Raw genomic sequence first — 12,840 nt, 5'->3', positions numbered from 1 at the left:
CAGACGCACACCCACACAATCGCGGCCGGCCGACCCCCCCCCCCCCCCCCCCCCCCCCCCCCCCCCCCCCTTTTCGGGGTGCCGCGCCGCGGATCGCCGCGGCGGGGCGGCTCAGTGGTCGGAGTAGCTGAAGTCACCCACCGTCCAGGCGCTGACGTCCTCGATCGACACCCGGTACATACCGCCCGTCTCGGGGATGCCCACCGGGCCCTGGAGGATCCGGGCGACATGGAAGTGAAGGTGTTCGGGCGGCCCTTCCTTCCGTACGGAGGTATTGAAGACACCGGAGAACTCGCCCAGCTGGGCCGAGTCCGTCAGGACCTCCGATACGCGCTGCCTCCACACGGCTTCGGGAGCCAGCCGGCCGGTGATCACGGCGCCGTTGGTGACCACGGTCAGGGACATCTGATTGGTCTGCCCGGACTCCACCATGGCGGCGATGTCAGCGAGCAGCTCGTCAGGCTTCGACATGGAACCCGATTCTATTCGCCCCGGATGCCGGGGCGAACCTGCATCCCGGGATGTTCCGCACCGATACCTGGCCATTGAGTATCCGAAAATCTATCCTCGCCGCAGTAGACATTGATCTCTCCCATGGCTAAGGTTTCTCCTGTAGCCAAAGACGGAGGACGGAAGGAGCAGACGCCATCAGGATCGCCCGGGTGGTGGAGCTTCGGCCCGGGTACCGCAAGACCCCGGAATGGAAGGTGGTCCCCGGTTACGCATTCGCGATCCCCGCACCCCCGCCCTTCAGCAGGGCGTGGCAGCGGAAACAGGAGGTCGGCGCATCACTAGGGCCGACGGATGGTGTTGAATTTCCTTCGGGGCCCTGGTGCCGTACGGCACCAGGGCCCCTCGACGCGCTCCCAGGAAGAGGTGCAGATGACAGCGGATAATGCGCTCGGCGGCCGATTGGACGACGACGACTACCCCGCCTACACGATGGGCCGCGCAGCAGCGATGCTCGGCACCACCCCCGGATTCCTCCGGGCCATCGGAGAGGCCCGCCTGATCACCCCGCTCCGCTCCGACGGCGGCCACCGGCGCTACTCCCGGTACCAGCTGCGGATCGCCGCCCGTGCTCGGGAGCTCGTCGACCAGGGCACTCCGATCGAGGCCGCCTGCCGCATTGTCATCCTCGAGGACCAGCTCGAGGAGGCGCAGCGCATCAACGCCGAATACCGCCGCGCCGCAGAGCGGTCGGGCAAGGGCACCGACTGAGGAACCGGAAGGCCGCTCAGTCGGCCCGGGCGGCCCGCCTGTGACTCCGCCCACCCTCCCTTGACCGGGGAAGGAAGGGTTACCTAAGTTCACTGTATGGACGTGCACCACCCCACACCCCCCATCGACCCGGGCGACCCCGCGCTCGTCGACTTCGCCGTCGACCTCAGCGCGCAGGAGGTCCTGCGGCGGGCCCAGGTCATGGCCGCGCTCGGGCCCGACTGGGACCCGGTCGAGGTCCTGCTCGGCGAGGAGGCGGCGTACGACCTGCTGTACTCCGGACTCGACGAGGGGCAGCAGCGCCTGTACGACGACCTGGTGGCGGCCGGTGTGCTGCCCCGGCGCGGGGACGGGGCCGGCCGTGCTGCCTCTTGACCCGCAGGCCGACATCGGGCGCCGGGCATGGGTGGCCTGCCCGAACTGCGAGGACACCCGGGGGTGCACCCCCTGCGAGGAGCGGCAGACCTGCCGCGACCACTGGCGCTACCTGCTCTCCCACTCCGGCAGCCTGCTCCACCTCCAGTGCCCGGGTTGCACCCACATCTGGGACCACGAGAGCGGCTTCGGGGCCACCCGGTCGCCGTGGAAGCGCGTGACCGCCGGACTCCCCCGGCTCTGACCTCACCGATCTGACCTGCCCGAGCCGGACGGCCGGGCAGGCCGGACCGCCCGGCGCGGGCCGGTCAGGACGGGCGTCGCCGCAGATGCGTGGACAGGTGGTGCTGCATCGGCCGGCCCACGGCCGCCATGTCCTGGACGACGGTCAGGCCGGCGCCGTCGAGGGTGTAGCGGCGCCGCGTCGCGGTGACCTCCTTGGCCAGCGGGGTCGTCGCCACCTCCTTGGTCTCGATCTCGAACTCCTCCCCCGAGATCCGGCCGACGAACGTCTCGACGATTCCGGTGGGATGGGCGAGGACGACCTCCAGCGACGCGTCGGGAGTCACCCGCCACCATCCGCTCTCGCGTCCCGCCGGGCGCAGCGGGGCGCCGGACTCGTCGATGAGCCAGGCCCGTGCCTCGTACACCAGGAACGGGCGCCCGTCGTGGCTGAACGTGACCTCCTGCGCGTACCGGAAGTCCTTCTCCAGGGTCGGGTACTCGCCGCGCCCGGTTCCCTGCCAGCGGCCCAGCAGCGGCAGCACCGGCTTCAGCAGCGGGTGCGGCTCGGGGCCCGTTCCGAGGACGTGGCTGTCGGGGTACGGATTCTCCTGGACCGGCTCGAACACCGTTCACCTCGTCTGTGTGTGCGTACTGCGGCGCGCGCAGCTTAGCGCGCGCGGCCCGGCGGCCGGCTTCAACAGTCTCCGGGGCAGGCCCTTCTGACGGGGATGCAGGCAGCGCGCCGGGTCATCGCGTCCGTACCGGCCGGCGGAGCAGGTACAGCCCCGCGATCGTCACCAGGACCGCCATGCACGCGATGAACACCAGGCCCGCTCCTTCCAGGCCGAGCGGCTCCGCCAGCACGCCCACCCCGATCACGGGCACCGAGATGCCCGCGTACGCCACCACGAAGAGCGTCGAGATCACCGCGGCCCGCCGGTCCGGCGGAGACGCCCCGGCCACCGCGGACAGCGCGCCGCGGAAGGCCAGTCCCTGCCCGGCCCCGCCGACCAGCGCGCTCAGCACCACCAGCGCCAGCAGGTCCCAGCGCAGCGCCCCCGCGAGCAGTGCCAGTCCGGCGAAGAGGCCGGCGCAGCCCAGCGGCAGCGAGCGCCCGAACCCCACGCGGGGGACCGCCAGCTGCCCGGCGGTCGAGGCGAAGAAGGCCAGGGCGACGACCAGCCCGCTCACGGCGCGGTTGTGCACGTCCAGGGACTGGGCGAGGAACGACGGGCTGACGGACGTGAACACCCCGAACAGCGCGAAGCCCACGAACGACGCGATGGCCGCGGGCCCGAACACCGCCCGGACCTGCGGGGGCAGGCCGGGACGCTGCGGCCGTACGGTGCTCAGCGGCCGCCGGTCGCGCACGGTCTCGGGAAGCCCCAGCAGGACGGCGGCCGAGACCGCCACCAGGGCCAGGTGCACGAGGAAAGGCAGGTAGAGCGGCCAGGCGGCGTACTGCGCGAGCACTCCGGCGAGCAGCGGGCCGCAGCCCAGCCCGCCCATGTTGGCGGCCGTCGCCACGAACGTCGCGCGGGAGGCGCCGCCGTCCGGTGCCAGTTCCATCACGTACGCCGTGGCGGCCCCGGTGAACAGGCCGGCGGACAGTCCCGAGAGCAGTCGTCCCGCGTACAGCCAGCCCAGGCCGGTGGCGCAGAGGAAGCAGACGGCGCTCGCCGCGGAGAACACCAGGCCCCACAGCAGGACCGGCCGCCGGCCAACGGCGTCCGAGGCGTTGCCCGCCAGCAGCAGCACACCGATGACCCCGAAGGCGTACACGGCGTACACGACGGTCACGATCAGCTCGGAGAACCCGAACTTCTCCTGGTAGAGGCCGTAGAGCGGGGTGGGCAGCGTGGTGCCGGCCATGCACACGAGGAACACCGCCCCGCCGAGCAGACACTGGCGCCATCCGTGACGTTCACCGTCCATGCCGCCGACGGTAACCCGCGCGGCGCCCGGCCCGGCACGGCGTGCGTGCACGGCGCGCCGCAGGCCGTCAGCGGTGGGCCGTGCCGGGGGCGAGGCTGCGGCCGGTGCCGGCGAAAGCACCGGCGAGCAGCTCGGCGGCCCCGGCGACCAGTCCGTCGTCCGACGCGGCGTCCCGGTCCGGCTTGGTCGTCAGGACCACGAGCACGAGCGGCGCGCGGTGCGGGGGCCAGGCGATGCCGACGTCGTTGTTGGTGCCGTAGGAGCCGCCGCCGGTCTTGTCGCCCAGTCGCCAGTCGGCGGGCAGGCCCTTGCGGAACCGCGTGCCGCTGGTGGTGTTGGCGAGCAGCCAGCCGTTGAGCAGGGCGCGGTCGCGGCGGCCGAGCGCGTCTCCGAGCGTCAGGCGGGCGTACGTGCGGCCGATCGCGCGGGGTGTGGTGGTGTCCGTGATCCGGTCGGGCTCGGCGCTGTTGAGCTCGGGCTCCCAGCGGTCGAGGCGGGTGGTGCGGTCGCCGAGGGAGCGGGCGAAGCGGGTGAGGGCGGCAGGGCCGCCGAGCTCGCGCAGGAGCAGGTTGGCGGCGGTGTTGTCGCTGTGCGTGATGGCCACTTCGCACAGTTCGGCGATGGTCAGGCCGTCGGCCAGGTGCTTCTCCTGCTTGGTCCGGGGCGAGTAGCCGGACCGCGCGATGTCCGCCTCGGTGTAGTGGACGCGGCGGCCGAGGACGGTGCCGTCGTGGTCGAGGTCCCGCAGGACGGCCGCGGAGGCCAGGGTCTTGAACACCGAGCACAGGGGGAAGCGTTCGTCCGCGCGGTGGGTGACGGTCCGGCCGGTGCCCGTGTCGCAGGCGAAGACGCCGAGGCGGGCGCCGTGTTCGCGTTCGAGGGCGGCCAGGGACTCCGTGATGCGGCCACGGGGCGCCGGGGCCGCGACGGCCGGGGCGGACGCGGTCAGGAGTGCGCCGGCTCCGGCGCCGAGGGCGGTCAGCACGGTACGGCGGGCAGGGCGCATGGGACACACGGGTACGAACCCCTTTCGATCGGGACCTTTCCGATCATGACGCGCCGGGCGGTGTGCCGGTTCCCACCCGTTCGTACCGGTGTCCGGTCCGGTGGTCAGCCAGGCATCGGGCCGGGCGCGGGGCGGGGAGTCGGGCCGGGCGCGGGGCCGGGCGTGGTCACCACCAGGTCGGCCCGGGACCGGCCCGCGGCGATCAGGCGGGCGTTGGCCTCGTCCGAGCGGGCCACCCAGGCCACGGCACGGGCACGGTCCTTGCCGTGGCGTACGTGGCGGTCGACCAGCCGCCGGACGCGGAGCTCGTCGTCGGGGGCGAGGAACCACACCTCGTCCAGCAGGGGCCGTACGCGCGCCCACTCGCCCCCGTCGTGCAGCAGGTAGTTCCCCTCGGTGATCACCAGCGGTACGCCCGGGTGGACCGCGATGCTGCCGGAGACCGGTTCCTCCAGCGAGCGGTCGAACTCCGGGGCGTAGACCGGGCCGGCGGAGGGTTCGCGCAGGCGGTGCAGCAGCGCCGCGTACCCGGCGGCGTCGAAGGTGTCGGGGGCGCCCTTGCGGTCGGCCCGGCCGAGGCGCTCCAGCTCCGCCTGGGCGAGGTGGAAGCCGTCCATCGGCACGACGGCGGCCCGGTGCGGCCCGAGCGCCTCGGCGAGCTGCACGGCCAGGGTGGACTTGCCGGCGCCGGGCGGACCGGTGATGCCCAGGATGCGCCGGCCGTCGGCGGCGGCCAGTGCGCGGGCCCGGTCGGTCAGGCCGGCGGGGTGCGGGTGCGGTGCCTGCCCGGCGCGGCGGCCGGTCACAGCTCCGGCCAGCCGAGCGCGAGGCGGGCGAAGACCGTGTCCAGGGCGGCGCGCGGGTCGGGGGCGGCGCCGGCGAGGTCGGGGGTCTCCAGCACGTAGCGGGCCAGTACGCGCAGGGCGAAGTCGTCCGCGGACCGGCCCGTCTCCTCGGCCAGGATCCGGGTCAGCGCCTCCTCGCAGCCGACCCACAGGGTCCGGTTGTACGCCCGCAGCGCCGGGGTCGACAGGACCAGTTCGGTGCGGCGCCGGTGTTCGGGGCCGGCGCCGCGGATGAACGGTCCGCGCTCCGCGAGGAACGCGTGCAGGGCGGCGAGGACGGACGTGCCCCGCGGGCGCTCCCGTACGGCGGCGGTCAGCGCGGCCCGGCGTTCGGTGCCGTCGCCGAGGATCAGCGCCTCCTTGCCGCCGGGGAAGTACGTGAACAGCGTGGTCACGGCGGTTTCCGCGCGGCGGGCGATCTCGGCGACGGTGACGCGGTCGTACCCGCGCTCCAGGAACAGGGCCAGGGCGGCGTCGGACAGGGCCTTGCGGGTGGCGGCCTTCTTGCGTTCGCGGAGTCCCGGCGTCTGCGGCATTCCTCCACGATAAACACTCCGCACCCGCTACGAAACCGTAGTGATTGCCGATCCGAAGCGAGTTCATCCCGAGGCGGAGAGGGCCGCGAGGTAGTCGGCGAGGGCCCGGGCGGTGTCGGGGAGGGGGAAGCGGGCGGCGAGCTGTCCGTCGGGGCGGACGACGAATCCGGTCGGGCCGTCGCAGCGGTAGAGGCGGGCGAACTCGCCTGCCGCGTCCCGGTATCCGGGGACGGGCGGCTCGGGTCCGTCCCCGCGGGCGAGGACGGCGACGGCAGGCAGGCCTGCCCCGTCCGCCGCCCGGCCCGCACCCGCGAGGTCGGCGGGGTCGGACGCGTACAGCAGGAGGAGGTGGCCCGTGCGGCCGCGCAGGACGTCGAGGAGGCGCAGCGGGTAGGCGGCGAGCGATGTGGTCAGCCCGGCGCAGTCGGGGGCCCGGTCGCCGGGCTGGGGGGCGTCGGCGGGCCCGTACGGCGGGCCGGCGAGCGGGCCGCCCCGGTAGCCGACGAGCAGTTGGGCCTCGCGGAGCAGCAGGGTCTGCGGGTCGTCGGGGTCGGCCTCGATGCCCTGGGTGGCGTGCCGGACGGTCCGGCCGACGACTTCCTCGCCGACCGGGCGGCGTTCGGCGTCGTAGCTGGCGAGCAGGGCCGGCCGGGCTTCGCCGCCGACGACGAGGGCGAGCTTCCAGGCCAGGTTGCAGGCGTCCTGGATACCGGTGTTCATGCCCTGGGCGCCGGTGGGCGGGTGGATGTGGGCGGCGTCGCCGGCGACGAAGACCCGCCCGTCGGCGTAGCGGTCGACGATGCGGTGGCTGATCCGGAAGACGGAGGACCAGCGCATCCGGGACACGCGGGCGGGGCGCGGGGCCAGACGGTCGACGACGGCCTGGATGTGGGACAGCTCCGGCGCCCGGCCGCCCTCCAGGCCGTGCGCCACACCCGCGTCCCGTGCCGGCGCCGCGTCGGCCGGGCGGTCGGTCCCGCGGGTGGACAGTTCGGGCGGGACCAGCATCGACATGCGGTAGCGGCCCTCGCCGGGCAGCGGGATGCAGACCAGCACGTCGTCGGTCGACCCGTCGTCGGCGCGGTGCATCGACCGCACGCCGTACGCGTGCGGCAGGTCCCAGTCGGCCTCGACGTCGGCCAGCATGTACTCGTCGGCGAAGGCCCCGCCCTCGAAGGTGAGGCCCAGGCCCTTGCGGACGGTGCTGTGTGCGCCGTCGCAGCCGATCAGATAGCCCGCGCGGACCTCCTCGTCGGCCCCGGACGCGGTGCGCAGCCGGGCGGTGACCCCGTCGGCGTGCTGGGTGAACGACAGCAGCTCGGTGCCGCGTTCGACGGCCGTGCCGAAGCCCGCGACGTACTCCTCCAGCAGGCGCTCGGTCTCGTACTGCGGCAGCGCGGCGAAGCAGTACGGCACTTCGGGAGGCAGGACGAGGTCGAGGCGCGGCTGCTCCCGGCCGTTGACGTAGAGCAGCTGGCCGCGCAGCGGTACGGCGGTCTCCAGAACGCGGCCGACCAGGCCCATCCGGTCCCACAGCTCCATGGTGCGGGGCTGGATGCCGACCGCCTTGGCGTACGGGAGGCGGGCCGGGAGCCGGTCGACGAGGCGGCACTGCACCCCGCGGCAGCGGAGTCCCGCGGCGGCGCTCAGCCCGACCGGGCCGGCGCCGGCGATCAGTACGTCGATTTCGGGGGTGTGCACCACGGGCGTCTCCCAGTGCCTGGCCCCCGGAACGGTCCCGTGTCCCATCGTCGCCCGGCGGGGCACGTCGTGCGAGCCGGGCACCGGCGGACCGGACGTTCCGCCCGGCGCTGGGAAGCGCGGGCATCCGTCACTCCCCCGCGAGGGTGAGCGGTTTCCCTCCCACAGGCGACACCGCCGACACCAGGCGGGTGATCGACGGCCCGTTCGCGTTGCCCGGCCTGCGCCGCGCCCGTTGGCCCCGGCATGAAGACCAGCAGCCCGATACTGCCCGCCCGTTCCGGCCACATCCGACTGCAGCACAGCCCGGGCGCGGACACCGCGCCCTGCGTCATAGACGTCGTCGACTCCGTCGCCTCGACCGGCACCACCCTCTACGTCCGTCTGACGGGCGAGATCGACCACTTCAGCGCTGCGCCCCTGCGCGAACTCCTCGCCGACGCCGCGGCCCGTGGTCACACCAGGCTCCGGGTCGACGCCTCCCGCGTCACCTTCGCCGACAGCGGGCTGCTCGAAGCCCTCGCCGCCTGGCCGCAGAAGGACGTACGGCTGCACAGCCCGTCCCCGCCGGTGAGGCTGCTCATGACCGCAGACGCCGCCCGGAAGGCGGCGAACAGGAGGGCGGACGCGTGACCTTCGCCCTGCCGGGCCCTGCTCTCCACGACCGCGGCGGGCCGGCGGTGCGGGCCGCCCCGCACCGCCGAGCGCTGTCCCGATCTTCGGACAAGGGATTTACCTCGACCGTTCCACCCCTGCTGACCTGGGAAGATGCGTGGGGCTCTGTCCTGGACACCGGAAACCGTTGTGTGCCCGGCGCCCTGCCGCAAGACTCGGCGGCGGCCCGGGCGGCAGTCTCCGCCGGGCACCCTCACCCTTCCCTGATCTTCAGGAGTTCCGTCATGCGCAATCGACTCGTCATGCCCGTGGCCCTCGCGATGACCCTCGCGGGCGGTCTGCTCTCCGCGGCCGTCGTTCCGGCCCAGGCGAAGCCGGCGGACGGGCAGGCAGCGGCTCCCGCGGCCGCACCGGCCTACTACCTCAAGTTCGACAAGAGCTCGGTGACCAACTCCAAGCTGCTGCTGATGAAGAGCGTCAACGGGCCCGACAAGGTCATAGCGAGCTACAAGGCCGGCTCCGGCCAGACGAAGAACACCTGTGCCCTCAGCAAGGGGTGGCTGCCGAACGGCACGTACAACATCGAGTTCCACCGGACGAACTTCGACGGCATCATCAACGGCTACGTCATCAAGATCTCCGACAAGAAGTGCCACAACGGCACCAAGCGGACCGAGCTGTTCATCCACAGCGAGATGAAGCCGAACGGCCGCCAGGGCACCATCGAGTCCGAGAAGTGGACCAACAGCAACCCGAACGACTACTACTCCAACGGCTGCATCAAGCTCAACCCGGCCAACATCAAGAACCTGTTCTCGAAGATCGGCGGCATCGGCTGGAACCGCGTCACCAAGCTGTACGTCGTCAGCTAGCCAGCCGGTCCGTCCGCGCACGACGGAAGTGACGTCGCAAGCAAGAAACGCGGTACCGCGGTAGCGCGGTACCTCAGGCCCTCCCCCCGGCCTCGCCCCACGGCACGCGCCCGGCCCGCCTCCACGGGCCGGGCGCGTCCGCGCGACACGAGCTGATCTGCGGTCAGGACCCCTTCGGTCCCCGGGCGTTCGCCTCGGATACTGACGGCATGCGCATAGGCATCGCACTGCCCCAGTACGGAACCCACGCCCGGCCCGGCCTCATCGCCGGCTTCGCACGGGACGCGGAGGCGGCCGGCTTCGACTCGCTCTGGGTCGGGGACCGTTCGCTCACTCCGGTCGCGCCCAGCGACATCTATCCCGGGCACACCCCGCAGGACCCGTACCCGCGCGAGTACCGGACGTTCCTCGACCCCCTCACGGTGCTCACCGTCGCCGCCGCGACCGACCGCATCCGGCTCGGGACGAGCACGCTCAACGCCCCCTGGTACCCGCCGCTGCTGCTGGCCCGCTCGCTCACCTCGCTCGACCAGATCAGCGGCGGGCGGCTGGACGCCGGTCTCGGCCTCGGCTGGATGCGCGACGAATTCACCGCCGTGAACGCCGACTTCAGCCGTCGCGGGGCCCGCCTGGAGGAGATCCTCGACATCCTGAACTCCTTCTGGACCGACGAGGTCTTCGCCCACGAGGGGCCCCACTGGACGATCCCGCCCTCCCACGTCGGCCTGCGCCCGGTGCAGCAGCCCGGCCCGCCGGTGCTGCTCGGCGGCTTCAGTGCGGCCGCGATGCGCCGGATCGGGCGCAGGGCTGCCGGATGGGTGGGGGTCTCCCTGCCGCCCGGTGTGCACGCCGGGCTGTGGCCGATCGCCCGGCAGGCCGCGGAGGAGGCCGGCCGCGACCCCGACGCGCTGCGGCAGTGCATCCGCCACAACCCGCGGCCCGGCGCGACCCCGGACGACATCGCGGCCGCCCTGGCCGGGGTACGGGCCACCGGCGCGCAGAGCTGCTTCCTGGACCTCCAGCAGTGCGTCCGCGAGCCCGGGGAGGCACTGGAACTCGGCGTCAAGGTCCTGGAGCTGGCCCAGTCCGGCTGAGGGCCGTGACCTCAGGGCCGGGGTGACAGCTCGGCCATGGCGCTCCAGCCCTGGCCGGGCACCTCGACATGGATGATCTCGGGCGTGGCGGCGATGGCTCCCGCCATCGTCTCCATCCCGGCCTCGAAGTGCGCGGACGCGACGTGCGCGGCCCCCGCCTCGGCGTCGGTGAAGGCCTCCAGCAGCGTGAAGCTGTGCGGGTCGTCGACGCTGCGGGACCAGTCGTAGAAGAGGTTTCCCGGCTCGTTGCGGGTGGCGCGGGTGAAGTCGTCGACGAGGGCGAGCCAGTCGTCGCTGTGCTCGGGGCGGACCTGGAACCTGACGGCAATGAAGATCATGCGTTCAAGGGTGGCGGCGCGGGCGCCGGTGCGCATCCTCAGGGGTCCCGGATTCCGTCAGGGCCGGAAAGGGCGCGCAGGCCGTCGGCGCCGGCGTGGCGGACCGGGTCAGAGCCGGCCCGCGGCGGCCCGTGCCACGGCGGTGCGGATCTCGCCGTGGCGGGCCCGGAACTCCGCGGTCGGCAGGGACACCGACAGGGCGTGCACGGCGCCGTCCTCCCGCGTGCCGTCGAGGGTCACGGCGAGACAGGTGTACGCCGGGTCGGCTTCGCCCACCGAGACGGCGAACCCCTGCCCGCGGACCCGGACGAGCTCGGCCTCCAGCAGGTCGGCGCTGGTGATCGTGCGCTCCGTGAACCGCGCCATGCCGTGGTCGGCCAGGTACCGGCGGCGCACCGGCCGGGGCAGCGCGGCCAGCAGCGCCTTGCCGTGCGCGGTGGCGTGCGCCCGGGCCTCGGGGCCCGGAGTGAAGGGGTTCGAGGTGTCCGTGACGGGCGCGGTCGTGTCCACGACCGTGATCAGACCGGCCCGGTACGCCGTGTGGTAGGCCTCGGCCCCGGTTGCGCGCCGCAGCCGGGGCAGCAGTTCGGCGATGCCCGGCGCGGTCCCCAGGTGCCGGTGGAAGCCGCGGCTCAGGGCGGGGATGCGCGGCCCGGGGGCGTACCCCCGGGCGGTGCGGACCACGTGACCGCGCGCGGTGAGTGCACCGAGCAGGTGGTACACGGTGGACAGCGAGCACCCCACCTCGCGGGCCAGGGCCTTGGCGGTGACCGGTCCCGCCGCGTCGGCCACGGCATCGAGCACCGCGAGCGCGCGGTCGACGGACTGCGGACCGGTCATCGGCATGCGGGTTCCTGGGTGGTCGGGACGGGCGGAGGGGGTGTCCCAGCGTACCCGCGCGGCACGCGAGGGCGTCCGGTTCCCGCCCCGCCCGGCCCGGCCCAGCCCGGCCGCTGCTGCTGCTCGCCTACTCGTACTCCGTGCCGCCCTTGCGGGTCAGGTAGGCCGGGCTGACGGCCTTGGCGATCGCCCGGCCGCCGGTCACCGGGCTGTAGCGCCCGGTCGCGGACCGGACGACCACGCCCTCGCGCAGGTGCAGCTCGCGGCCCGATACCGTCTCGCGGCCGGTGGCCAGCTCCAGGACGGCGGCGGGGTCGTACGGCCCTTCGTACAGCGTCGGTACGAGGGACAGTTCGCCCGCCAGGGCCTCGGTCACCTCGGCCGGGTCCAGCCAGCGGACCTGGCCGTCGATCTCGGCGGACACGTCGAAGACGGCGAAGCCGGGTCCGGTGGTGCGGGCGTCGGCGCCGTACACCAGGTCCTGCACCCCGGCGCCGTACACCTCGCCGAAGATGCCGACGCGGGCGGCGCCCAGGCGGGCGGCCAGGCGGGCGGCGACCGCGGGGACGCCGTGGCCGTGGACCGCCCGCCAGTAGAGGTTGCCGTCGGCCTCCGCCAGCGCGAGGCTCTTCGCGCCGAAGCCCTTGGAGGAGACCAGGACGCGGTCGTCCGCGGTCAGATGGGTGACGAGGCAGGCGGTGCCGTGCAGCTTCTCGGTCAGCACCACCGGCTCGCCCGGCTCGAAGATGTCCGGGAAGCGCTGGAGGTTCTCGATGTCGACCCACGGCAGCAGGTCGGGGGCGGGCGCCACCTCGCCGTTCATGGTGGTGGGGACCGGAGGCACCCATTTGGTGATCCCGAGCAGTTCCGCGAAGTCCGTGCCCTCCTCGGCCGCCAGCTCCAGGTCCACTCCGGCCAGGGCGCCCGGCCGGCAGACCAGGCCCTGCGAGAGCTCTCCGCGCAGCCGGACCGCCTTGACCCGGTCGGCGGAGCTGCCCGCCAGCCGGCCGGTGAGGCCCAGCTCCTCGATCAACCCGGCGGGCAGCACGGCCTGTTCGGGGATGTAGAGGGCGAAGTCGCCGGTGCGGTAGTGGCCTTTGGCGACGACGGCGCGGTACAGGCCCACCTGGGCCAGCTCCAGTGCGTCGGCGCGGGGATGCTCGTGGATGGTCAGGGCTTCGGCGGTGACTCGCAGGGTCGACACGGGTTCACGGCTCCTCGGGATCTTCGTGTGCTG

Annotated in this window: 16 protein-coding genes; 6 read left to right on the top strand and 10 right to left on the bottom strand. The window is 73.5% G+C overall.

All coding sequences use genetic code 11. The annotated features are described in order from the left end of the window. Window positions 1-111: 111 nt before the first annotated feature. Window positions 112-471, bottom strand: a complete 360-nt coding sequence (locus ACZ7H1_RS29270; protein WP_470790805.1) for a hypothetical protein — start codon at window positions 469-471, stop codon at window positions 112-114. Window positions 472-882: 411 nt separating this feature from the next. Between ACZ7H1_RS29270 and ACZ7H1_RS29265 the strand changes: the two genes are divergently transcribed. The 3 genes from ACZ7H1_RS29265 to ACZ7H1_RS29255 all read left to right on the top strand — a co-directional run bounded on the left by ACZ7H1_RS29265 (window position 883) and on the right by ACZ7H1_RS29255 (window position 1,840). Then, window positions 883-1,221 (top strand): MerR family transcriptional regulator, encoded by a 339-nt coding sequence (locus ACZ7H1_RS29265; RefSeq protein WP_470790804.1) that lies wholly within the window; start codon window positions 883-885, stop codon window positions 1,219-1,221. Window positions 1,222-1,317: 96 nt separating this feature from the next. Next, on the top strand, window positions 1,318-1,596 hold the full coding sequence (locus tag ACZ7H1_RS29260) for a DUF6400 family protein (protein WP_470790803.1): 279 nt from the start codon (window positions 1,318-1,320) through the stop codon (window positions 1,594-1,596). Next, the gene (locus ACZ7H1_RS29255; protein ID WP_470790802.1) at window positions 1,583-1,840 is read left to right on the top strand and encodes a hypothetical protein; all 258 of its coding nucleotides are present in this window, start codon (window positions 1,583-1,585) and stop codon (window positions 1,838-1,840) included. The genes ACZ7H1_RS29260 and ACZ7H1_RS29255 overlap by 14 nt, the downstream gene beginning before the upstream one ends. Window positions 1,841-1,904: 64 nt before the next feature. On the opposite strand, the gene ACZ7H1_RS29250 is transcribed toward ACZ7H1_RS29255, so the two are convergent. From ACZ7H1_RS29250 to ACZ7H1_RS29225, 6 genes are all read right to left on the bottom strand, one after another. Next, window positions 1,905-2,447 (bottom strand): heme-binding beta-barrel domain-containing protein, encoded by a 543-nt coding sequence (locus tag ACZ7H1_RS29250; RefSeq protein ID WP_470790801.1) that lies wholly within the window; start codon window positions 2,445-2,447, stop codon window positions 1,905-1,907. Between the two features lie 121 nt (window positions 2,448-2,568). Continuing rightward, the gene (locus ACZ7H1_RS29245) at window positions 2,569-3,756 is read right to left on the bottom strand and encodes an MFS transporter (RefSeq protein ID WP_470790800.1); all 1,188 of its coding nucleotides are present in this window, start codon (window positions 3,754-3,756) and stop codon (window positions 2,569-2,571) included. Between the two features lie 67 nt (window positions 3,757-3,823). Then, entirely contained in the window at window positions 3,824-4,762 is a 939-nt protein-coding gene (gene bla, locus ACZ7H1_RS29240) for a class A beta-lactamase (protein ID WP_470790799.1), read from the bottom strand. A gap of 104 nt (window positions 4,763-4,866) precedes the next feature. Further along, window positions 4,867-5,568 carry a nucleoside/nucleotide kinase family protein gene (locus ACZ7H1_RS29235; RefSeq protein WP_470790798.1) on the bottom strand — a complete coding sequence of 234 codons (702 nt, stop codon included), beginning with the start codon at window positions 5,566-5,568 and terminating at the stop codon, window positions 4,867-4,869. Then, on the bottom strand, window positions 5,565-6,143 hold the full coding sequence (locus tag ACZ7H1_RS29230; RefSeq protein ID WP_470790797.1) for a TetR/AcrR family transcriptional regulator: 579 nt from the start codon (window positions 6,141-6,143) through the stop codon (window positions 5,565-5,567). Before ACZ7H1_RS29230 ends, ACZ7H1_RS29235 begins: the two co-directional genes overlap by 4 nt. Before the next feature lie 63 nt (window positions 6,144-6,206). Next, complete coding sequence (locus ACZ7H1_RS29225) at window positions 6,207-7,847, bottom strand: FAD-dependent monooxygenase (protein WP_470790796.1); 1,641 nt, start codon at window positions 7,845-7,847, stop codon at window positions 6,207-6,209. Window positions 7,848-8,090: 243 nt separating this feature from the next. Between ACZ7H1_RS29225 and ACZ7H1_RS29220 the strand changes: the two genes are divergently transcribed. The 3 genes from ACZ7H1_RS29220 (at window position 8,091) to ACZ7H1_RS29210 (ending at window position 10,425) form a co-directional block, all read left to right on the top strand. Continuing rightward, the gene (locus ACZ7H1_RS29220) at window positions 8,091-8,477 is read left to right on the top strand and encodes an STAS domain-containing protein (protein ID WP_470790795.1); all 387 of its coding nucleotides are present in this window, start codon (window positions 8,091-8,093) and stop codon (window positions 8,475-8,477) included. A 266-nt stretch (window positions 8,478-8,743) separates the two neighbouring features. Beyond that, entirely contained in the window at window positions 8,744-9,331 is a 588-nt protein-coding gene (locus ACZ7H1_RS29215) for a L,D-transpeptidase family protein (RefSeq protein WP_470790794.1), read from the top strand. A 209-nt stretch (window positions 9,332-9,540) separates the two neighbouring features. Beyond that, on the top strand, window positions 9,541-10,425 hold the full coding sequence (locus ACZ7H1_RS29210; RefSeq protein WP_470790793.1) for a TIGR03619 family F420-dependent LLM class oxidoreductase: 885 nt from the start codon (window positions 9,541-9,543) through the stop codon (window positions 10,423-10,425). An 11-nt stretch (window positions 10,426-10,436) separates the two neighbouring features. Here the strand turns inward: ACZ7H1_RS29210 and ACZ7H1_RS29205 are convergent, their stop codons facing one another. The 3 genes from ACZ7H1_RS29205 to ACZ7H1_RS29195 form a co-directional block, all read right to left on the bottom strand. Continuing rightward, window positions 10,437-10,763 carry a putative quinol monooxygenase gene (locus tag ACZ7H1_RS29205; protein WP_470790792.1) on the bottom strand — a complete coding sequence of 109 codons (327 nt, stop codon included), beginning with the start codon at window positions 10,761-10,763 and terminating at the stop codon, window positions 10,437-10,439. A gap of 108 nt (window positions 10,764-10,871) precedes the next feature. Then, window positions 10,872-11,609, bottom strand: a complete 738-nt coding sequence (locus ACZ7H1_RS29200) for an IclR family transcriptional regulator (protein WP_470790791.1) — start codon at window positions 11,607-11,609, stop codon at window positions 10,872-10,874. Between the two features lie 121 nt (window positions 11,610-11,730). Continuing rightward, a complete protein-coding gene (locus ACZ7H1_RS29195; RefSeq protein WP_470790790.1) occupies window positions 11,731-12,807 on the bottom strand; it encodes an RNA ligase (ATP) in 1,077 nt (358 codons plus the stop codon). Window positions 12,808-12,840 lie beyond the last annotated feature (33 nt).

This window comes from Streptomyces sp. NPDC037401 (assembly GCF_055602345.1).
Note: the sequence above shows the minus strand (reverse complement) of the source record. Positions and strands in the feature narration are given on the sequence as shown.

What these genes read in the sequence shown, in the direction of transcription:
- ACZ7H1_RS29270 (WP_470790805.1), bottom strand. Translation starts at nt 471, where the DNA reads ATGTCGAAGCCTGACGAGCTGCTCGCTGACATCGCCGCCATGGTGGAG.
- ACZ7H1_RS29265 (WP_470790804.1), top strand. Translation starts at nt 883, where the DNA reads ATGACAGCGGATAATGCGCTCGGCGGCCGATTGGACGACGACGACTAC.
- ACZ7H1_RS29260 (WP_470790803.1), top strand. Translation starts at nt 1,318, where the DNA reads ATGGACGTGCACCACCCCACACCCCCCATCGACCCGGGCGACCCCGCG.
- ACZ7H1_RS29245 (WP_470790800.1), bottom strand. Translation starts at nt 3,756, where the DNA reads ATGGACGGTGAACGTCACGGATGGCGCCAGTGTCTGCTCGGCGGGGCG.
- bla (WP_470790799.1), bottom strand. Translation starts at nt 4,762, where the DNA reads ATGCGCCCTGCCCGCCGTACCGTGCTGACCGCCCTCGGCGCCGGAGCC.
- ACZ7H1_RS29230 (WP_470790797.1), bottom strand. Translation starts at nt 6,143, where the DNA reads ATGCCGCAGACGCCGGGACTCCGCGAACGCAAGAAGGCCGCCACCCGC.
- ACZ7H1_RS29220 (WP_470790795.1), top strand. Translation starts at nt 8,091, where the DNA reads ATGAAGACCAGCAGCCCGATACTGCCCGCCCGTTCCGGCCACATCCGA.
- ACZ7H1_RS29215 (WP_470790794.1), top strand. Translation starts at nt 8,744, where the DNA reads ATGCGCAATCGACTCGTCATGCCCGTGGCCCTCGCGATGACCCTCGCG.
- ACZ7H1_RS29210 (WP_470790793.1), top strand. Translation starts at nt 9,541, where the DNA reads ATGCGCATAGGCATCGCACTGCCCCAGTACGGAACCCACGCCCGGCCC.
- ACZ7H1_RS29205 (WP_470790792.1), bottom strand. Translation starts at nt 10,763, where the DNA reads ATGATCTTCATTGCCGTCAGGTTCCAGGTCCGCCCCGAGCACAGCGAC.
- ACZ7H1_RS29200 (WP_470790791.1), bottom strand. Translation starts at nt 11,609, where the DNA reads ATGCCGATGACCGGTCCGCAGTCCGTCGACCGCGCGCTCGCGGTGCTC.